At 65.6% G+C, this 18,768-nt stretch carries 17 protein-coding genes; 11 read left to right on the plus strand and 6 right to left on the minus strand.

The annotated features are described in order from the left end of the window. Positions 1-62: 62 nt before the first annotated feature. Genes A3AU_RS0108350 through A3AU_RS1000000138865 form a run of 3 tightly spaced genes read left to right on the plus strand, consistent with a single transcriptional unit; the run spans position 63 to position 2,113 of the window. Positions 63-1,160 carry a hypothetical protein gene (locus A3AU_RS0108350; RefSeq protein ID WP_245235437.1) on the plus strand — a complete coding sequence of 366 codons (1,098 nt, stop codon included), beginning with the start codon at positions 63-65 and terminating at the stop codon, positions 1,158-1,160. Further along, a complete protein-coding gene (locus tag A3AU_RS0108355; protein ID WP_027052395.1) occupies positions 1,153-1,911 on the plus strand; it encodes an ATP-binding cassette domain-containing protein in 759 nt (252 codons plus the stop codon). Before A3AU_RS0108350 ends, A3AU_RS0108355 begins: the two co-directional genes overlap by 8 nt. Continuing rightward, positions 1,904-2,113 (plus strand): hypothetical protein, encoded by a 210-nt coding sequence (locus tag A3AU_RS1000000138865; RefSeq protein ID WP_154674550.1) that lies wholly within the window; start codon positions 1,904-1,906, stop codon positions 2,111-2,113. Before A3AU_RS0108355 ends, A3AU_RS1000000138865 begins: the two co-directional genes overlap by 8 nt. Positions 2,114-2,170: 57 nt before the next feature. On the opposite strand, the gene A3AU_RS0108360 is transcribed toward A3AU_RS1000000138865, so the two are convergent. Next, a complete protein-coding gene (locus A3AU_RS0108360) occupies positions 2,171-2,443 on the minus strand; it encodes a hypothetical protein (RefSeq protein ID WP_027052396.1) in 273 nt (90 codons plus the stop codon). A gap of 399 nt (positions 2,444-2,842) precedes the next feature. Between A3AU_RS0108360 and A3AU_RS01000000135115 the strand changes: the two genes are divergently transcribed. The 3 genes from A3AU_RS01000000135115 to A3AU_RS01000000135125 are packed head-to-tail and all read left to right on the plus strand — an operon-like array spanning position 2,843 to position 7,501. Beyond that, entirely contained in the window at positions 2,843-4,447 is a 1,605-nt protein-coding gene (locus A3AU_RS01000000135115) for an ATP-grasp domain-containing protein (protein WP_209444640.1), read from the plus strand. Between the two features lie 37 nt (positions 4,448-4,484). Further along, positions 4,485-6,014 (plus strand): hypothetical protein, encoded by a 1,530-nt coding sequence (locus A3AU_RS1000000137235; protein WP_154674551.1) that lies wholly within the window; start codon positions 4,485-4,487, stop codon positions 6,012-6,014. Then, entirely contained in the window at positions 6,014-7,501 is a 1,488-nt protein-coding gene (locus tag A3AU_RS01000000135125; RefSeq protein ID WP_032916999.1) for a pyridoxal phosphate-dependent decarboxylase family protein, read from the plus strand. The genes A3AU_RS1000000137235 and A3AU_RS01000000135125 overlap by 1 nt, the downstream gene beginning before the upstream one ends. On the opposite strand, the gene A3AU_RS0108380 is transcribed toward A3AU_RS01000000135125, so the two are convergent. The 3 genes from A3AU_RS0108380 to A3AU_RS0108390 all read right to left on the minus strand — a co-directional run bounded on the left by A3AU_RS0108380 (position 7,498) and on the right by A3AU_RS0108390 (position 9,675). Continuing rightward, complete coding sequence (locus tag A3AU_RS0108380) at positions 7,498-8,502, minus strand: zinc-dependent alcohol dehydrogenase family protein (RefSeq protein WP_027052397.1); 1,005 nt, start codon at positions 8,500-8,502, stop codon at positions 7,498-7,500. The two genes, A3AU_RS01000000135125 and A3AU_RS0108380, sit on opposite strands and share 4 nt — an antisense overlap. Positions 8,503-8,543: 41 nt before the next feature. Next, positions 8,544-8,801, minus strand: a complete 258-nt coding sequence (locus A3AU_RS0108385; protein WP_027052398.1) for a hypothetical protein — start codon at positions 8,799-8,801, stop codon at positions 8,544-8,546. Positions 8,802-8,925: 124 nt separating this feature from the next. Further along, positions 8,926-9,675, minus strand: coding sequence for a DUF899 domain-containing protein (locus A3AU_RS0108390; RefSeq protein WP_027052399.1), 750 nt, complete (start codon positions 9,673-9,675; stop codon positions 8,926-8,928). Between the two features lie 298 nt (positions 9,676-9,973). Between A3AU_RS0108390 and A3AU_RS0108395 the strand changes: the two genes are divergently transcribed. The 3 genes from A3AU_RS0108395 to A3AU_RS0108405 all read left to right on the plus strand — a co-directional run bounded on the left by A3AU_RS0108395 (position 9,974) and on the right by A3AU_RS0108405 (position 12,961). Continuing rightward, positions 9,974-11,194, plus strand: coding sequence for a helix-turn-helix domain-containing protein (locus A3AU_RS0108395; protein WP_027052400.1), 1,221 nt, complete (start codon positions 9,974-9,976; stop codon positions 11,192-11,194). 36 nt (positions 11,195-11,230) lie between these two features. Further along, entirely contained in the window at positions 11,231-11,863 is a 633-nt protein-coding gene (locus A3AU_RS0108400; RefSeq protein ID WP_027052401.1) for a Vgb family protein, read from the plus strand. Positions 11,864-12,130: 267 nt separating this feature from the next. Then, positions 12,131-12,961 carry an aldo/keto reductase gene (locus A3AU_RS0108405; RefSeq protein ID WP_027052402.1) on the plus strand — a complete coding sequence of 277 codons (831 nt, stop codon included), beginning with the start codon at positions 12,131-12,133 and terminating at the stop codon, positions 12,959-12,961. A 98-nt stretch (positions 12,962-13,059) separates the two neighbouring features. Here the strand turns inward: A3AU_RS0108405 and A3AU_RS0108410 are convergent, their stop codons facing one another. Beyond that, positions 13,060-13,368, minus strand: coding sequence for a hypothetical protein (locus tag A3AU_RS0108410; RefSeq protein ID WP_027052403.1), 309 nt, complete (start codon positions 13,366-13,368; stop codon positions 13,060-13,062). Positions 13,369-13,562: 194 nt separating this feature from the next. Between A3AU_RS0108410 and A3AU_RS01000000135130 the strand changes: the two genes are divergently transcribed. Beyond that, positions 13,563-14,234: a glutathione S-transferase family protein gene (locus tag A3AU_RS01000000135130; protein ID WP_032917062.1), complete on the plus strand. Its 672-nt coding sequence runs from the start codon at positions 13,563-13,565 to the stop codon at positions 14,232-14,234. 32 nt (positions 14,235-14,266) lie between these two features. On the opposite strand, the gene A3AU_RS01000000135135 is transcribed toward A3AU_RS01000000135130, so the two are convergent. Further along, positions 14,267-16,837: a caspase family protein gene (locus A3AU_RS01000000135135; RefSeq protein WP_081709466.1), complete on the minus strand. Its 2,571-nt coding sequence runs from the start codon at positions 16,835-16,837 to the stop codon at positions 14,267-14,269. Positions 16,838-17,246: 409 nt separating this feature from the next. Here A3AU_RS01000000135135 and A3AU_RS0108425 point away from each other — a divergent pair, with 409 nt between their 5' ends. After that, on the plus strand, positions 17,247-18,749 hold the full coding sequence (locus tag A3AU_RS0108425; protein WP_027052404.1) for a helicase HerA domain-containing protein: 1,503 nt from the start codon (positions 17,247-17,249) through the stop codon (positions 18,747-18,749). The last annotated feature ends 19 nt before the right edge of the window (positions 18,750-18,768 follow it).

Consider the following 18,768-nt stretch of genomic DNA (forward strand, 5'->3'; position numbering starts at 1 on the left):
TGCGGCACGAAAGGCTTGTTCTGACCCTGCTTTGGCGCGAGCCGTTGGCTGGTTTGCGCTCGATGCGTCGCCGCGACCTGGCATGGATCGGGCTTGGTGGCAGCGCCCTTTTTGCCTACGCCGTGGCCGACATCGTTGTCGCCTTGCAGGCGGGGGCGGCCACGCTGCGGCACGCGTGGCCGCTGTGGACCTTTGGCCTGCCGGGAGCGCTTCTTGGCCTTGGCGGCTTGGCTGGCAACTTGCTCGCGAGGCTTTGCCTGTCGCGCGCCTTCGCGCCGTTCCTGAAGGCATTGCCGCTCTCGCTTGTCCAACGCCGGCGAATGGCGGCGGTGGCGGCATGTGCGCTGGGCATTCCGATTGTCGTCCTAGTCGCGGCGACGATAGGCTTTGGCTGTTTCGTCATCGCCAAGCCACTGGCGCCTGTCTGGGGCCTCGGTGCCGCAATCCTGTTTGGCGCCGGCTTCTGCGCGACAGCCGTGCTGCATCTGCGAAGCGCTCGCGACCCCGTCCGCATCGGCAATTCCGAACTGGCGAGGGATCCAGGCGGGCACCGGCCCTTGCTAGGCCCCTTCGATCGTGCGGCGCCGGCGTGGCTCTCCAGCTGGGCCTGGGGTCTGCCCGCCGGCCGCGTAACACTCTCATGGCGGCTTGTGGGGGCAGCCATGCTTTTCGGTTTGGTGGCGGTCGTTGCCGCCTCCATCAGTCTTGTTCGTCATGATGCGGTGCCGGCGGCCATGGTCGCCCTGACCGGCGGCGTTCTGGTCTTCATGCTGAGTGCGCGCTTCCATCCGCTCGGTTCGCCGGTGCTGCGCACGGCTCCGCTCGGCTTTGCCAGGGCCTGGTTGCGCTTGGCGCGGCTGCCGCTGCAATTGTCGGTCGCCTACTTTCTCTTGCCGGCGGGTGCTGCCTTGGCGGCGGAGCCATCGGCCTGGGCAATGCCGCTCGCCAGCGGCTTCTGGCTGATGGTGCTGAACGGCGCCTATGCGGTGTTCGCCGCCTATTTCATGACCGCGCCGTTCGTCGCCGCGCTGAGTTTTCTCGGCGCCATCGCCTACACCAGCTACGAGTCGCTCGAATATGGGCGCACGGTGGTGATCGGCTTTGCTGCCCTTGTCCTGTTCTTGTGGTACCGGGCGCAACGGAGATATCGCCATGGATAGCAGTGTCCATCCTGCCGAGATACTCGCGGTTCGTGGGCTCAGCGCCGGCTATGGGGGCCGCGCGGTCGTCAGCGGTATCGATCTGTCGCTCAACCGGGGCGACATCCTTGGCCTGCTCGGCGCGAACGGTTCAGGCAAGTCCACCTTGCTCAAGGCAATCACGGGCCAGATACCGCCGCTCAGCGGCAGCGTGAACGTCAACGGCGCCGATCTTGCCAGCGCGGCGGAGCGCGCCAAGTTCGGCTTCGGCCTTGCCATCGATCCATCCGATCTGCCGGTGGCACTGACCGGGCGGCAATATCTGCAACTCGTCGGTTCGATCCGGGGCTGCGCCGAAGACGACTGGCCTGGCGTGAATGTCGCCGAACGGCTCGGGCTCAAGCCGTGGATCGACCGGGCAATCGCCCACTATTCACTCGGCACCCGGGCCAAGATCGCGATTGCCGCGGCGCTGCTCGGCGCGCCACCGCTGCTTATCCTCGACGAGTCCTTGAACGGCCTCGATCCGCTTGCCGCCTTCGAGGTGAAGCGCATCATCCTGGCGCTGGCTTCGAGTGGCCGCCATGCCGTCATCATCTCGACCCATGTCGTGGAATCCGTACCGGGCCTGTGCAATCGCGCCGTCCTCCTGGCCGATGGCCGCATTGCGCGCGACTGGCAGCCTTGGCACCTGGCCGAGGCGGGCCAGATGCCTGGCGCGTTCGAAGCTGAAGTCATGCGGGCCCTGACGGTGCAGGCGACCGATGGATGAGCGCACGTTGCGCTTGAACGGTGAAAAGAAGCCGTTTGGCGACGGCCGTCGTCACGCTGCCGCGGATCTGGTTCGAAAACAGGACCGGGATCGACATCTCAGCCGCAAAAGCCGGTCAGCGCGGTGTGGCCGCCCGTTCCACAAGAGCCCGCCGGCCGACCTCGTCGACGCCAGCAACAGCGCCAAGCCGAAGTTCAGTTGAGGTAGGGTCAAGCGGCATGGGTGCGGGAGAGACCCCGCGCCCATGGGCGGTAATCGACTACGCCTTGCTCTCCACCAGGATGACCAGCGACTCCGGCACCACGCCATCATGCGACATCGCGTCGGCGGCTTTCTGGCTCTGCATGAGCGCGGCCATCTTATCCATGTCCGGCACGTCCATCATCACGGCCACCCGCTTCGGGTTCTGCGGATCGACGAAGGTGCGGATGTTGGTAATTCCCAGCGAGCCGAAAAGCTCCTTGCGCTTGGGTGAACTCAACCAGTGCTTGGTGTCTTTCGTGATGTTGTGGTGGCCGATTACGGTTGGCATGGCATCCTCCCAAGGTGACGCCGGCGGCCGATATCGCCCGCCTTATGCTGCGATCCACCTGTGCATGCCAGTGAGCGCCGTTTCCGGCGGGCTGTCAATTAGCTGTTGCTGATGGATGGTGGCGGATTGGTTGGCGCGGCCAAGGTCTTCGGGGTCGCGAAACCCGCGGACCGGCGATCCGAACCGGGCGCCACAAGGCTCGCACAAGCGCCGGGGGCCAGACTCGGATCGTACAGAGATGCCGGCGTGGAGGCTGAATCGGCCCTAACCACCGCGTGGCAGGAGGGCTCGGGCTTGAAAAGCGCGGCAGTTCAAATCGAGACGTTTGAAGATCCGGGCCTCATCATGGGCAAGGCGCCCATTGTGCGAGCCGTTTTCGAAGGGCGGGATATTTCCCCCTTGTGGGATACACTGTTCGGACGCGTTTCGGCCGACGTCACCGATGCCTCGGCGTTTCTGGATATATCGATCCTGCTCCATGCGATCGGCGAGGAAGAGAAGGCGGTGCTCAGCCAGAAGGCCGCGCTCGAGATCAGCCGCAAGTACCGGATCCGCAACGGACGCGGCACAGGACCGAGCGTCCTTGTTTTCGTGACCGCCGGAGACTTCATGGCCAACACGCCGATCGAGTTCCTGCTCGAGGCATCCGACGCGAACATCCTGCTCCACTATGTCGACGCCGACACCGCTGACCTCGGGGATGTTCCCGAGCACGATGTCGCCTTTGTTGCAGTCGGCGAGTCGGCAGCAAATCTGGCCGTGCTGGAGAACCTCGACCGATTGCTGCGCGGTTGGCCAGGCCCGATCATGAACAACGCGCCGCGCCGCATCATGGCCCTGTCCAGGGACGGCGTCGCGGAGGCCCTCAAGGACGAGCCTTCGATGCTTGCCCCGGCCGCTGCCCGCGTTTTGCGAGCCGTGGTCGAGCAAGTGGCTTCCGGCGAGATTGAGGTCGGCTCGGTGCTCTCGGCGAACTCGTTCCCGGTGATCATCCGCCCGGTCGGGACGCATGCCGGCAAGGGAATGGAGAAAATCTCCACACGATCGGAACTTTCGACCTATCTGGAGTCTCAAGCCGAAGCCGAATTCTTCATTACGCCATTCATCGACTACAGCGGGACAGACGGCAAATTCCGCAAGCAGCGCGTCGCGTTCATCAATGGACGGCCCTATGCCAGCCATCTAGCGGTGTCCGAGCATTGGATGGTGCACTACCTGAACGCCGGCATGACCCAGCACGAAGACAGGCGTGTCGAAGAAGCGTTGTGGATGGCCAATTTCGACCATGACTTCGCGGTGCGTCACACGCGTTCATTCGATGCTCTTCATCGGCGTCTCGGCCTGGACTACTTCGCCATCGATTGCGCCGAACTCGCCGATGGCCGCCTGCTGGTGTTCGAGGCGGATGTCGCGATGATCGTGCATTCCATGGATCAGGAACACATCTTCCCCTACAAGAAGGGCGCCATGCGCAAGCTTTTTGCGGGGTTCGAACAAGCGCTGGCTCAGCGCGTCGCGCGGATGATGCCGACGCCGGCGATCACCTGCGCCCATACCGGAAAGCCCGCTGTCTACCAGCGCACCGAGGACGACTGCCTGGTTTGCGCCCTGGCGATGTTCACCGGCCGAACCTACGAGGACATCGAGGCGATCGCGCGGAACTGCGATCCGACATATCCGCTCGGCGGTCCGATGAGCCATTCCATAATGCGAGGCGTTGCCAACAGTTGCGGTTTCGTCCTCATGAGCAGCATCTACATGCTTTGGGCCAAGCCCGCGATCATAGGCGTGGTTTCGCCGACCATTCCCAACACCGGCCACGCCGTTTTCTGGGACGGCGAGAAAATCGTCGATCCGGGTTACTGCGAGCGCGTCGATCGCTCCTATGTCGACCGATGCGGGCTGGAATTCACGCAGCGGGCGAGCGATCTCCAGCCGCTGATCAGTCATGACGTTCAAATCTCCTACATGGCCGGCGCCGTGGCGACCAATGAACCACTTTGATCGTCTCGCCACCGCTGCCCTGACCGAGGAGACTGGCATGCCTGCAACTCAGCGCGGGGCCCTGGCGAGAGCGCATCCGGTTCCCCTCGATCATCAATCCCATTCACCGGCCTCGGTTTCGTTCCTGCTTGGAACAGGCGGCGACAGACGCATCTGGCCGGATGCCATCACCCGGCGCAATCGCTATGGAACGCGCGCGACGCCGGCGGAGGATGAGATTTCATTTTCGTCGACGACCGCGACCAACGTCTCCGCCGAGGGGTTCCTCGCCGCCGGATTGGAACTCGCACGCCTCGTCGACCTGGCATCGCCTTCTCCTGTCGCATCCGATCAATGGTTTGCGGACATCCGGGCCCGGATCGCCCGCGCTCTTGGCTGTGCGGGAGCGCATGTCATTCTGGCTGCGTCCGGAACGGATGCCGAGCTTCTTGCTCTGTGCATGATCGCCGGCATTTCCGGGCGCCCCTTGACCAATGTGCTTGTCGCGCCTGACGAAACGGGAAATGGCGTTCCCAAGGCAGCCGCTGGGCGCCACTATTCGGATTTGACCGCGCTTGGCAGCGCCGTCGAGGCCGGTGCGCCGCTTGAGGGCCTGCCGCCGGACCGCATCGAAGTGCGCACGATCGCCATCCGCAACGAGACGGGGGAGCCGCGGCATCAACATGAAATCGATGCCGATGTCATCGCTGCCGTCGAGACGGATCTTCGGCGGCAGCGCGACGTCCTTGTCCACGTGCTCGATACCTCGAAGACAGGTTTGCCGGCTGTAACACGCGAGGCTGCCCGCCATGTTGCCGCCCTTGCTCCCGGACGGGTGCATGTCGTCGTCGATGCCTGCCAATTCCGCGGTTCGATTTCCCGGCTGCGGCAGGACCTGGCGGATGGTTTCGTGGTCGCCTTGACCGGATCCAAATTCATCGCCGGGCCGCCTTTTTCCGGCGCCTTGCTCGTCCCCGCGGCACTGGCCGAGCAGTTCGCCGTGCGGGCCGACATTCCGGCGGGCCTTGCTGACTACAGTGCTGCCCAGGATTGGCCGGCGATGCTTCGCCAGCGGATGAATTTCGCGTTCAAGTCGGAGTTTAATCTGGGACTTGGTTTGCGGTGGGTCGCGGCGCTGACCAATCTCGACGCCTATGCCGCCATCGATGAGTCGCAGCACCGCCTCGTCAAGGAACAGTTCGTCGGACGGGTGCGTTCTCGAATTGACGCGGTGAAAGGCGTCTTCCTGCATCAGGATGATGACGGCGACCATCTCGGCTCGCGGGCAATGGTCCCGTTGACGATCACGAACGGCGCCGGCTCCTTCGCTTCGTTCGAGGAATGCCAGACTATCCAGGTGCTGATGCGCGGTCTCGACGGCGGACCGATCAGCCATGTCGGGCAAGCCGTGCGCCTGGGCTTGCGCTCGGTTCTGCGCGTCGCCGCTTCCGCTGCCGAAGTGGTCGACGTTTCGGCGAGAATGGCGGCCGGCCAGCCGCTGCATCAGGCGTTCAGGCCGATCGACGCCAGGCTCGACATCTTCTTCCAGAAATTGTCGGTGGTCCTTCATCAGTTCCGAGAGGCCTGATGTCGCCGGCCGTCAAGCGGGGGCATGCGCCGGCAAGCGGTGCGGCGGGGACGTCCGCCAGCCTTGATCCGGCGAACTGGGAACAGTTTCGCGAGATCGCGCACGGCATTCTGGACGACATGATCGACCACATCGAGACGATCAGGCAGCGACCGGTATGGCAGCGGCCGACCGATGAAGTGCGCGAACGGTTTACCCGGCCGCTGCCGAACGACCCTCGCGACCTCAGCGATGTCCTGGACGATGTGCGCACGCATATCATGCCGTTCGCGACCGGCAATTTGCATCCGCTGTTCATGGGATGGGTTCATGGTGCGGGCACGCCGATCGGAATGGTCGCGGAAATCGTTGCCAGCGGGCTGAACATGAACTGCGGCGGCCGCGACCATGCCGGCTTGGCGGTTGAGCAGCAAATCGTCCGCTGGATAGGCGAGGCGCTTGGCTACCCAGATGGCGCGAGCGGTCTGTTTCTGACGGGCTCCTCGATGGCAAACTTCGTGGCCTTGACGATAGCAAGGACCGAGGCGCTGGGCCAATCCGTCCGCGAGACCGGCCTCAGGAACTGCGACCGCGAGCTTGTCGCCTATGCATCCGCCGAGGCTCATTCCTGCATCGCGCAAGCGATGCAGCTGTCCGGTATCGGGTCGGCAAATCTGCGGGCCATCGCGGTCGATGGTGCCGGGAGGATGCTGCCGGGCGCGTTGCAGGCAACGATCGAGGAAGACCGCGCGAAAGGACTTTTGCCGTTCCTGGTTGTCGGGACGGCGGGCACGGTGAACACCGGGGCTATCGACCCGCTTGCCGAAATCGCTGAAATCGCATTCCGGCAAAATCTCTGGTTTCACGTTGACGGCGCAATCGGCGCCCTTGCCATGTTGTCCGATTCGATGCGCGGTTTGTTCAAGGGCATCGAAAAGTCCGCATCGGTGGCGCTCGATTTTCACAAATGGGGCCAGGTTCCCTATGACGCCGGATTCCTGCTTGTGCGGGACGGCGATGCCCACAAGCGTGCATTCGCGCAGCCGGCGGCCTATCTGCAGCGGGCGGATCGCGGGCTTGCCGCCGGCGAGACCTGGCCTTGCGATCTCGGCCCCGACCTGTCGCGTGGTTTCCGCGCCCTGAAGACATGGATGACGATCGAGGCGCTCGGGACCGATCGCATCGGCAACTCGATAGCCCATACATGCATGCTGGCCCGCCATCTTGCCGAACGGCTGGAATGCCATTCGGCATTTGAGGTGAAAGCGCCTGTCGCGCTCAACATCGTCTGTTTCGGCATTCGTGGGGCGACTTTCGAATTTGTGCGCAATCTGGTGTTGGATCTCCAGGAATCCGGTTTGGCCGCGCCGTCGTGGACGACCCTCGATGGCGAGCTGGTGGTGCGCTGCGCAATCGTCAACCATCGCACCACGGTGGCCGACATCGACCGGTTCGTGGACACTCTCGACCGGTATTTGGCCGACAAGGCGACAGAGAGAGGCGCCTAGAGCTCCAGACAAACCTTGCCGAAGTGCTTTTGCGCGCCATAGTGCGTGAAGGCGGCGGCGATGTCGCGCAACGGGAAGCGGCGGTCGATCACGGGCTTGAGGCTATTAATCTCGATGGCGCGGATCATGTCCTGCTGGTCCGTTCGGCTGCCGATGGAAATGCCGCTGACGCGGATCTGGTTTGAAAACAGCGCCGGGATCGACACTTCAGCCGCAAAGCCGGTCAGCACGCCGATCAGGGCTATGTGCCCGCCCGTGCGGCAGGCGGTTATGGATTGCGACAGCGTCGCCGGCCCGCCGACCTCGATCACGTGGTCGACACCGCGTCCGTCCGTCAAGTCCCTGGCCCTGCGGCCCCAGTCCGGCACGGCCTTGTAGTTGATGGTGGCATCGGCGCCGAGACGCGTCAGCCGCTCCAGTTTCTCCTCGCCGGACGAGGTGGCGATGACCCGGGCGCCGGCCGCCTTGGCGAATTGCAGCGCGAACAGCGACACGCTGCCGGTGCCGAGGACCAACACGGTGTCGCCGGGCTTGACATTGCCGCGCACGACCAGGCCCCGCCAGGCCGTGACGCCGGTGCAGGTGAGGGTCGCGGCTTCCATGTGGGTGTAGCCCCGAGGTGCCCTGGTGAAGGCCTGCGCCGGCATGCGGACATATTCGCTGGCCAAGCCGTCGAAACTCTCGCCCGGCACATCGCGCCTCGTGGACGGTGTCATGTCGCCCCCCAGCCAGAAGGGGTAGAAGGTGCTGACGACGCTGTCGCCGGGCTTGAACGCGTCGACATCGTCGCCGACGGCGACCACCTCGCCGGCGCTGTCGGACAGCGGAACGCGGCCGTCGGCGAGCGGTGTCTTGCCCTGCACCGCGAAATCGTCACGCATGTTCAACGAGCAGGCGCGGATCCTGACCAGCACGTCACCGCGCCCCGGCCGGGGCGGATCTTCCTCGACCAGTTCGAGCCTTTCCAGGCCACCGGGCGCTCTCAGCCTGATCAGCTTCATTGTCATCTCCTAATAAGGGTTGTCGAGGCGGGGCGCCGGCTCTATCGGGCCTGCCGGCCGGAGATCACCCGCAGCCAGGGTGCAAGATGGAAGGCGCTCATCAAGAGATACATGGCTGCCATGCTGGTCAGCGGCGAGGCGCCCATGCACATCATGGATGCATCACTGCCCTGAAGACAGGAGAGCAGCGCCATCACCGCGAAGGTCGGGGCGGCGGCGAGGCAGAGCCAGTCGGCGATGCCGAACGTGGCGGTGTTTTCAGGAGCCGCGCTTCCGGTGCCGGAATGGATGTCGCTCATGATCTTTCTCCTTGGTGGTCGTGACCCGTCAGGATTTGGTTCCTCACCCCCACGAAAGTGGGGGTGAGGTGGCTCGGCGAAGCCGAGACGGAGAGGGGGCTGCGCCTGACGAAGCGGGTCCCCGCTACTCTCCCTTATCCCTGAAGGCGGCTTCGCCGGCGGCGGACACTTCGGCCCATTTCTTGTCGGCGCCGGCTTCGTAATTGTCGTGCCAGTTCCACCAGCTGTAGAGCGGGGTCTGCGGATAGCCTTCGGGGGAATCCTCCCAGATTTCCTGGCGGCCGAGCGGGGTGGCGTCGAGATAGCTCCACACCGTGCCCATCGCCTCGTCGCCGCGGCTGTTGATGAGGTAGGTGCGGAAGACGCGGTCGCCGTCATGGATGAAGACGTTGTGGCCATGCCATTCGTCGACACCGAAATCCTTGTCGAAGCTGTCGGTGATCGTGTACCACGGCATCTCCCAGCCCATCCGCGCCTTCAGCCTGACAATGTCGTCCTGCGGTGCGCGCGAGGCGTAGGCAAGCGTGGTGTTGCGGGCGTTGAGATGGGCGAGGTGACCGACCTGGTCGGCGCCGAGCGAGCAGCCGCGGCAGGCGTGATCGGGCCAGCCATAGACGCCGGGCTCGAAGAAGGCGCGGTAGACGATCAGCTGGCGGCGGCCTTCGAACAGATCGAGCAGGCTGGCCTTGCCGTTTGGACCTTCGAACACATAGGCCTTGTCGACTTCCATCCACGGCATGCGCCGGCGTTCGGCCGCGAGCGCGTCCTTGGCGCGCAGCGTCGCCTTCTCCTTCACCAGCATCTTTGCCTGGGCGGCCTCCCAATCCTGCCGTGAAACGATCGGCGGGGTCTGCATCGTCATGTGCTTGGTCATTGGTCTTCTCCTTTGCCAGTGGTGGTGTCGTTGCGGTCCGTCGTTGCCTGGGCGCCCCGCGCCATGGTGGAGCCGCGCGGGACGGGCGGTGCAGATGCCATGGCACCTGCGTCCTCGGGGGCGGCACAGCAGGGATGGCGATGGGCACGCCCGGTGCTGTCGCTGGTTGCGTCGGTGGACATTCAGTTTCTCCGTTGTTGCGCCGCCCGCCGTCGATGCGGCTTGCTGCTCGGCTTCGATGACTTAAGTTAGGGCGGTGCTTTGCGGGGGTGGGAGTTACAAGTGTGACGGGATTTGAATGGACTCGCTGATCACGGCGGCGGCGCTGGCGTTGGCGGCGGGCGATCCTTTAGGCGCGCTCGACCGCGTCGCGCTGCGCGAGGATGCGCCAGCGCTGGCGCTGCGCGGCATCGCCATGGCGCAGCTCGGCGACCTCGACCGCGCCAAGCTCTTGTTGCGGCGGGCGGCGCGCGCCTTCGGCCCGAAGGAAGCGGTGGCGCGCGCCAGATGCGCCGTCGCCGAGGCCGAAATCGCGCTGGTCTCGCGTGATCTTGGCTGGCCGGCCAAGGCGCTCGACGCGGCGCGCACCACGCTCGAAAAGCATGGTGACCGGCTGAACGCGGCGCATGCCGGCCATCTCAAGGTGCGGCGCCTGCTGCTGATCGGCCGGCTCGACGAGGCCGAGCACGTGCTGGCCGGGCTCGACCCGACGCCGCTGCCGCCGGCCGCGCGGGCAGCACACGAGCTTGCGGTCGCCGGCATCGCCATGCGGCGGCTCAGAACCCGGCCGGCGCGCGCGGCGCTGGAATGGGCGCGCAACGCCGCCCGGCAGGCCGGCATTCCGGGCCTGATGGCGGAGGTCGACAGCGCATCGCTGGCGCTGGAAACACCGGCGGCGCGGCTGATCGGCCAAGGCACCGAGCGGCCGCTGCTGCTCGAGGAGGTCGAGGCGCTGCAGGCCTCGCCGGCGCTGGTCGTCGATGCGTTTCGCTACGCCGTGCGCGCCGGGGACAGAACCGTCTCGCTGGCGAGCCGGCCGGTGCTGTTCGCGCTGGCGCGCGCGCTGGCTGAAGCGTGGCCCGGGGATGTGTCGCGCGAGGAGCTCGTGGCGCGGGCCTTCGGCGGCAAGCATGCCGATGAATCGCACCGCGCCCGGCTGCGCGTCGAGATCGGGCGGCTGCGCGCCGAACTTGCCGCGCTGGCCGACATCAACGCCACCAAGCGCGGCTTTGCGCTGGCGCCGCGACAGGCACGCGCGGTGATGGTGCTGGCGCGGCCGATAGAGGAACGGCACGCGGCGGTGCTTGCCTTGCTTGCCGACGGCGAAGCCTGGTCGAGCTCGGCCCTGGCGCTGGCGCTCGGAACCGGCCAACGCAGCGTGCAGCGCGCGCTCGAGCCGCTCGCCGAGGCCGGCAAGGTGCAATCTTTCGGCCACGGCCGGGCGCGCCGCTGGATGACGCCGCCGGTGGCCGGATTCACGACCACCTTGTTACTCCCGGCGCCGCTGCCAAACGTTTAGGAGTGGGCCATTCCATTGTTGGACGAGGATCAAGACATGAAACATTCGACCGCCGAAATCCTGCGCGAATATGGACCCTTCGCCGGCGTCGAGCGCATCCATGGGGTGAGCTTCGATGGCGAGAATGTCTGGTTCGCCTCGGGCGACAGGCTGAATGCCTTCGACCCGCAAAGCGGGCAGTCGCTGCGTTCGATCGATGTCGCCGCGCATGCCGGCACCGCCTTTGACGGCCGGCATTTCTTCCAGCTCGCCGACGATCGCATCCATAAGATCGATCCCGATACAGGCGCGGTGCTGTCGACGATCCCGGCGCCTGGCGGCGGCCGCGATTCCGGGCTGACCTGGGCCGAAGGCACGCTCTGGGTGGGGCAGTACCGCGAGCGCAAGATCCACCAGATCGATCCCGAGACCGGGAAGATCCTGCGCACCGTCGAATCCAGCCGCTACGTCACCGGGGTGACCTGGGTGGATGGCGAGCTGTGGCACGCCACCTGGGAGGGCGACGAGAGCGACCTGCGCCACGTCGACCCGCAAACCGGCAAGGTCCTGGAGCGGCTCGACATGCCGGCCGGCATGAGCATATCGGGGCTGGAATCCGATGGCGGCGACCGCCTCTATTGCGGCAGCACATCCTCAAGCGTGGTGCGGGCGGTGCGCCGGCCGAAATGAGCCGGTTCCCCGGCGAAGACATCGGGACAACTAGGCAAATTTCAGGAAAACCATGTAACGGTGTTCGTGGGGGAGGACTTAGCGCTTCCCCTCGGGAATTGTGTAAAAACAAAGAGTTAGAGAGGTTAGGCGATTCCATCAAACGCTGAACCGCTCCGGGTCTAGTCGCGCGAATTTGTCCGCTGATGACTGGCCGTCTTCCCGGTGCGCGCCTAGATAGGCAGCGTCGGGCGGCCGCCCGGACATTTCTTCGCAAAGGACCCGACCATGCCCGAACAGATCACGTTGAACGATGGCGCCACCATTCCCCAGCTTGGCCTTGGCGTGTGGCAGGTCGACCACGACATCACGGCACAAGTGGTGGGCTGGGCGATCAAGGCTGGCTACCGGCTGATCGATACCGCCGAGGGTTACCAGAACGAGGAAGGGGTCGGCGAGGCGATCCGCGCCGCCGATGTGCCGAGAAGCGAGCTGTTCATCACCTCGAAGCTGCGCAACGGCGCCCACCAGCGCGATGCCGCCCTGCGCGCCTTCGACGACACGATGCAAAAGCTCGGCATCGAGCAGATCGACCTGTTCCTGATCCACTGGCCGGTGCCCAGCCAGGATAAATATGTCGAGGCCTGGAAGACCCTTGTCGAGCTGAAGCAGGCCGGGCGCATCAAGTCCATCGGCGTCTCGAATTTCAATCAGGACCATCTGGAGCGCATCATCGGCGAAACCAGCGTGGTCCCGGTGGTCAACCAGGTCGAGCTGCATCCGCGCTTCCAGCAACGCGAGCTCAGGCATTTCCATGCGCGGTACGGCATCCACGCCGAAAGCTGGAGCCCACTGGGCAGCGGCAGGTTGCTCGCCGACCCCGCCATCGCAGCCATTGCCCGCAAGCACGACAAGTCGGTGGCACAGACGATCATCCGCTGGCACCTTCAGCAGGGCTTGATCGTTATTCCGAAGTCGATCCACCAGGACCGCATCGCGGCCAATTTCGATGTCTTCGACTTCGAACTGGACGCACAAGATCTGGAGACGATCGCGGGCATGGATTCGGCCGACGGCCGGAACGGATCAGACCCGGCGACGGCGGCGTTTTTGTTTTAAGGGGCCGGCGGCGAAGCTGCCAATCTCCCCCCAAGTGGGGGAGATGCCCGGCAGGGCAGAGGGGGGCGCGAAGGATCGCGGCCTCTCGGCCCGAGTGCCTAAATCCCGGAACCATCCAATTGCTGCGCGTCCTCGCCTTCCCAGGGCGCCGGCAGCGAGGCGCCGCGGCTGAGATTGGCCGAGGGCAGGGGCATCCAGCATTTCAGCTCCGGTTCGGTATATTCGACGACGCGGCCGGGCGAGGAATCCGACGCCCGCCAGCCTTCGCCAGCGAACTGGTCGCCGCGCGCCCAGTAGGCGAGGTCGACTTCCGCCGGCCCCTGCTCGGAGGGACGGACCGTGACCAGGATGCGGCTGCCGTCCTTGGGCGCCGTCGACATGTGGCGCCACCGTTCGGGCTCGTCCATCGCATTTCCTCCAGCCTTGATGCGAGGTGAAGTGTCGCCTCGCCATCGATGGTGGTCAACCCACACTTTGTCGGATTGCAGCTGCCGGCTGCGTCCTTGGTGTGGCGATCTTCGCCTGGATATGGCGATGTTCGCCGGGACAAGGAGAGACATTCATGCGTGACAAGGGCGAGCCGGTGCCGGCTACTGGTGACATGAAACTCTATTTCAGCCGCAATCCCAATCCGCGCCTGGCGGTCGCGGTGGCGCGCCATCTCGAGGCGGGGGTGGCCTTCGAATTCGCGTCACCCTTTGCGCCGGGGCAAGCGGAGCGGTTCCGGCCGCTCAATCCCAACCTCTATATACCGATACTGACGTGGCCGGGCGGCAGCCTGTGGGAGACCGACGCCATCGCCTGCCGGCTGTCGCGCGACATGGGCTCGGATTTCTGGCGCGCCGGCGATGACCAGCCCGAAATGATCCGCTGGATAAGCTGGGGCAAGGACCATTTCGCCCGGGCGTGCGACATGGTGCATTTCGAGCGCGGCACCAAGCAGCGTTATCATATCGGCCCGATCGATCACCAACTGGTCGAAGAGGGGCTGAAACTGTTTCACACGACTGCGGCGATCCTGGAGGGGGTGCTTGCCGGCCGAAAATGGCTCGTGGGAGGCGACGTTTCCTACGCCGATTTCCGCATGGCGACCTTCCTGCCCTTCAACGACGTCGCCGGCCTGCCGCTCGGCGACTATCCCGCGCTCGCCAGCTGGTATGCCCGGCTCGAAGCCATCGACGCCTGGCGCGACCCGTTCGCTGGGTTGGACGCGCCCGAACTGCCGCCGGTCAGACCCGCTGAGGCGCTTTGCGAAAGCGCGCTGTGCCAATGACCAGCTGATCGGCCTGCGCTTGCTCGGCCGGCCTACTTGGCGTGCGCGAGCTGCTGTTCGACCAGGCCGATTTCTTTGACGTAGAAACCCTCGAAGCCTGAGCTATAGTGCTGCTCGCGAAAGATATGGCGGGCGGCGATGAAGGCGTCGCGGGCGGCCAGCAGGCTGGCCTTGTCATGCGTCCTGGTGCCGATGGCGAGCAGGATTTCGCCACGTACCGAATGGGTCTTGCCCCAGATGACCGGTGACTTGTCGCGCTTCAGTTCGGTGAGCGCCAGGTCCATCTGCTCCAGCGCCTTGCGGTAGAGCGGCACGCTGTCTTCGGCGTCCCCCATGAAGCGGTAGGCGCGACCGATATTGTAGGTGATGGTTGCCCAGGTGAAGGGATCGCTTGCCCGGGTGACCACCTCATGCGCCATGTCGAAAGCGTCAATCGACTGCTTGAAGTAATCCGAACCCTTGCCGCGCTGGCCAAGCGCCAACAGGGCCGCGCCAAGATTGTTTTCGGTCGATGCCCAATCAACCGGCTGCGTGCCGCGCGTGCGAACCTCGAGTACGTCATGGAAAGCGGCAACCGACGCTTCAAGCATCTCGGTGCCGTCCTGCAGATCGCCAAGCTGACGCATCGAAACGGCGAGATTGGCTTCTGCCATCGCCCATTGCACCGGCACTTTCTCGCGTGTCCAGACGGTCAGCGCGCCATGAAAAGCCTCGATCGCCTCGGTCAGGTTCTTCTTCGCATCGCCTGCATCGGCCATCTCGGAGAGTTCATTGCCGATGTTGTTTTGCAGCCCCGCCCAGGAGTCCGGGCTTAATTGCTTACTGTAGACCCTCAAGGCCTGCCGATACGCCTCTATCGCCTTTCTATAGTAGGCCATACCGCCAGCGCGCTGGGCCATCAGATCGTAGGCGTTGCCGAGATTGATCTGCACGGTTGCCCATTCCTGCGGATTGCGCCTGCGGGTAAAGACCTTGAGCGCACCTTCATAGACGCCGATTGCCTGCTCGACGCGCGCCGTGCCGTTCTCGCGCTCGGCCAGCGCGGTCAGTGTGATGCCTTCATTGATGGCAACACCGGCGGGGCCGTTGAAAACGGTGACGCCGGGCAGAAGCTTTGCCGCTTCATAGACATCGACGGCTTGCTGAAGTGCCGCGTTCTCGCCCTTGACCATGCCCTGGTCGGTCAAGGCATCGGCCTCGAAGACCTTGTAGAGGAAGGCGGCCTTCGGATCCCAGCGCTCGGTTTGCCTGAAGGCGTCCTCGTAACGTGCGGCGGCGGTGCGGTAGTCGAAGTTGAGGGTCGCGGTACGGGCATGGTCGGCGAACGTGCCGGCCAGTTCCAGCCGCCTCTGCCTGATATCAGCCTCGGCCTCGTCGAGCTCTTTGCTGATCGCCTCGGCACGGGCGCTGGCCTTGGCGCGGAAGGTCAGCGCCAGATTGATCGCGCCCTCGGATTGCGCGCGGTCGGCAAGGCCGGAAAGCCGAATCAATTGCGGATCCTGCCGGGTTTCGCTGTCGTGCCGGGCGAGGATTTCACGCAGCTTCTGCGCGCCCGCCGCGAGTTGCGCCTGCAATTCCCCCGGTCCGGCCGACGTGTCGACCTCCAAGGCGCCGAGCATGCCGTAGAGCTGGTCGAGCGGCACTTCGTTCTGAGCCGCCACCGTCTCGACCATCGAGCGCTGCTCGGCCGGTGTCGCGGCGATGGTCAGCAGGAGCTTGCGCCGCGCCGAACGGATCGAGGCCTCGTCGCTGCCGGTCTCTTCCGGCGCCTGACCGAAATAGAGCAGGCGCCGCAGGCTGGCATTGGTCCATGGCAACTGCCGGCCGCCGGTCTTCACATAGACCTCCTCGGCAACCATGGTCATGACGTCGCCGAAGGCGAAGCCGCCGGCGGCGAGATGTTTCAACAGGGCCGCGGCATAGGGGCTGTTGCCGCCGGCCTCGCCGTCGAGCGCGGCGTGTCCAGGCTCGGCGGCAAACCCGATGACCTCGCCCAGGCTTTGCGGCGCGCCGGATGCATCGGCCAAGGGCGCGGCCCCCCGGGCAAGATCGAGCCCTGCGGCGGCCACGGGCGTCGGGCCGGACGGTGCCGCCAGCGTTGCGCCTTGTGGAAACGGGTTGGAGCGGCAGGCATCGAGCAACACGATCGCCACGGGAACGCTGGCCTTGAGCTGCGCCAGCAAGGCGGAGACCGGCACCAGCCGGTTGGCGGGATCGGACAGCGAGGAGGCATCCGCCTCGACCGGCACCAGATAGTTCTCGCCGGCGGCCTCGATGCCGTGGCCGGAATAGTAGAGCAGGGCAACGTCGGCGCCGGCCGCATCCTCGACGAAATGCTTGAGGCCGCGCCCCAGGCGAGAGCCGTCGCCATCGGGGATGGAGCTGACCTCAAAGCCGAGGCTCGTCAAAAGCTGGGCGACGGCGCGCGCGTCGTTGGCTGGATTGGCAAGCGCCGGCAGGGAACGGTATTGCGATTCACCGATGACCAGCGCCACGCCGCGCAACGGCCTGGCATCATCGGCCCGTGACGGCCATGCAAGCACGACGGCCTGCAGCGCCAGCAGCAATGCAGCGCAAAAAGCAAAGCGATGCCAACCCGCCATGCACAACCCCGATAAGCCCACCCCATGCTAACCGGCTTAAAGTGGCGGCTCAATGACGAATGGGGCTTGCCTACTGGCGGAAAACTGACGACCGGCGCATACACAAACGAAACTTGAAGACGCCGGCCGCCATTTGGGGCGTTGGGGTGCATCCCGTTGGGGCGCGATGCAAGGGTCAGGCTAAGCGGATCCAGGGCGCCTTCAATCGGAACGCCGGCCCATGGTGAACAAGTGGTTACTATCCACAGGCCAGATTAAGGCGACCACTCCAGCAGGGCCAAAGCCGGCGGCGCGTCTCCTTGTCGGCGACATCTGTGCGCAACACGGCGCATCAGGCCATCGGCGCTCGACGGGCGGCGCCCGGGTTGGTAAGCCCCATGCCGCGCAGGAGACCTTTTTGAGTCGAGACATGACCGTAGCGATCGAGATGGGCCAAACCTCGGCGGGCGCCCCAGCGAACCTCGATCTCGAGGAACTGCTGGCGACCCGCCTTCTGGTGCAGGGCAATTCGGGCTCCGGCAAGTCGCATCTGTTGCGCCGGCTGCTGGAACAGAGCGCACCCTGGGTGCAGCAGACGATCGTCGATCCCGAAGGCGATTTCGTCTCGCTCGGCGAGCGCTACGGCCATCTGGTGATCGATGCCGAGGAGCATACCGAGCGCGGCCTGCAGGCGGCCGGCGAACGGGCACGCATCCACCGCGTCTCGACCGTGCTCAACCTCGAAGGGCTCGATGCCGAGAACCAGATGCGGCGCGCCGCCGCCTTCCTCGGCGGGCTGTTCGAGGTCGCTCGCGACCATTGGTATCCAATGCTGGTGGTGGTGGACGAAGCGCAGCTGTTCGCGCCGGCGGTGGCCGGCGAGGTATCCGACGAAGCGCGAAAACTTTCGCTCGGCGCCATGACCAACCTGATGTGCCGTGGCCGCAAGCGCGGTCTTGCCGGCATCATCGCCACGCAGCGGCTGGCCAAGCTGGCCAAGAATGTCGCGGCGGAGGCTTCCAATTTCCTCATGGGCCGCACCTTCCTCGACATCGACATGGCGCGCGCCGCCGATCTGCTTGGCATGGAGCGTCGGCAGGCGGAAGCGTTTCGCGACCTGGAGCGCGGGCAGTTCATGGCGCTGGGTCCGGCGCTGTCGCGCCGGCCGCTGGGCCTGCGCATCGGCCCGACCGACACCAGCCCGCGCAACGGCACGCCGCGGCTGATGGCGATGCCGCAGGCGGCCCTGGAGGACGCGCGCGCCATCATCCTGGCGGCTCCGCCGCCCGAAACGGTGCGCGCGCCGCGCCGGGTGGCGTCACCGGACCTGCTCGACCAGTTGATGGCGGCGAAGTCGGCGGCGCTGGAAATCCGCCCCGAACCGGCGGAACCAGAAATCAGCGCCGAGGATCTGGCCGAGCGGCGCGAGCGGGTCGACCGTGTGCTGCGCGCCATCCTGGCGCAGCCCGATGCGGGTTTTCGGGTCATCGGCGTGCTCTACCAGGAATTCGTGGTGCGCTGCCGCATCGAGGGCCTGGCCTCGGTGGTGCCCGACTTGCCGGGGTTCCGCCGCATGCTGACGCGCGCCCGCGCCGGCCTCGGCTCCGAGACGACGCAGGATGACGCCTGGCGGGACGTTTCCGTCCGCGCCTCACTGCTGCCCGACGACATGCAGGGCGTGTTCATGATGATCGCCCGGGCGGCGAAGGAGGGCTGGCCGTGCCCGAGCGACGCCGCGATCGCGCGCGCCTATGGCTCCCACTCGCTGCGCCGCGCCCGCCGCCTCTTGACCTATATCGAGGAGCAGGGCCTCATCGTCTGCCAGCTCGACGGCACGGGAAAGCGCACCGTGACGCTGGTCGAACTTGCCTGGGCCACGGCGCCCGGCGACCCCAACGCCGAGGAGGTCGAGCAGGGGAGCCTGGCGCTGTGAGGGAGCGATGACGCGTTCG

The sequence above is a fragment of the Mesorhizobium erdmanii USDA 3471 genome, assembly GCF_000472705.1.
In the GTDB taxonomy this organism is placed as follows: domain Bacteria; phylum Pseudomonadota; class Alphaproteobacteria; order Rhizobiales; family Rhizobiaceae; genus Mesorhizobium; species Mesorhizobium erdmanii.

What these genes read in the sequence shown, in the direction of transcription:
- A3AU_RS0108385 (WP_027052398.1), bottom strand. Translation starts at nt 8,801, where the DNA reads ATGAGCGACATCCATTCCGGCACCGGAAGCGCGGCTCCTGAAAACACC.
- A3AU_RS1000000137235 (WP_154674551.1), top strand. Translation starts at nt 4,485, where the DNA reads ATGCCTGCAACTCAGCGCGGGGCCCTGGCGAGAGCGCATCCGGTTCCC.
- A3AU_RS0108390 (WP_027052399.1), bottom strand. Translation starts at nt 9,675, where the DNA reads ATGACCAAGCACATGACGATGCAGACCCCGCCGATCGTTTCACGGCAG.
- A3AU_RS01000000135125 (WP_032916999.1), top strand. Translation starts at nt 6,014, where the DNA reads ATGTCGCCGGCCGTCAAGCGGGGGCATGCGCCGGCAAGCGGTGCGGCG.
- A3AU_RS0108350 (WP_245235437.1), top strand. Translation starts at nt 63, where the DNA reads ATGCGTCGCCGCGACCTGGCATGGATCGGGCTTGGTGGCAGCGCCCTT.
- A3AU_RS0108425 (WP_027052404.1), top strand. Translation starts at nt 17,247, where the DNA reads ATGACCGTAGCGATCGAGATGGGCCAAACCTCGGCGGGCGCCCCAGCG.
- A3AU_RS0108400 (WP_027052401.1), top strand. Translation starts at nt 11,231, where the DNA reads ATGAAACATTCGACCGCCGAAATCCTGCGCGAATATGGACCCTTCGCC.
- A3AU_RS0108360 (WP_027052396.1), bottom strand. Translation starts at nt 2,443, where the DNA reads ATGCCAACCGTAATCGGCCACCACAACATCACGAAAGACACCAAGCAC.
- A3AU_RS0108380 (WP_027052397.1), bottom strand. Translation starts at nt 8,502, where the DNA reads ATGAAGCTGATCAGGCTGAGAGCGCCCGGTGGCCTGGAAAGGCTCGAA.
- A3AU_RS0108405 (WP_027052402.1), top strand. Translation starts at nt 12,131, where the DNA reads ATGCCCGAACAGATCACGTTGAACGATGGCGCCACCATTCCCCAGCTT.
- A3AU_RS01000000135130 (WP_032917062.1), top strand. Translation starts at nt 13,563, where the DNA reads ATGAAACTCTATTTCAGCCGCAATCCCAATCCGCGCCTGGCGGTCGCG.
- A3AU_RS0108395 (WP_027052400.1), top strand. Translation starts at nt 9,974, where the DNA reads ATGGACTCGCTGATCACGGCGGCGGCGCTGGCGTTGGCGGCGGGCGAT.
- A3AU_RS01000000135135 (WP_081709466.1), bottom strand. Translation starts at nt 16,837, where the DNA reads ATGGCGGGTTGGCATCGCTTTGCTTTTTGCGCTGCATTGCTGCTGGCG.
- A3AU_RS0108355 (WP_027052395.1), top strand. Translation starts at nt 1,153, where the DNA reads ATGGATAGCAGTGTCCATCCTGCCGAGATACTCGCGGTTCGTGGGCTC.
- A3AU_RS0108410 (WP_027052403.1), bottom strand. Translation starts at nt 13,368, where the DNA reads ATGGACGAGCCCGAACGGTGGCGCCACATGTCGACGGCGCCCAAGGAC.
- A3AU_RS1000000138865 (WP_154674550.1), top strand. Translation starts at nt 1,904, where the DNA reads ATGGATGAGCGCACGTTGCGCTTGAACGGTGAAAAGAAGCCGTTTGGC.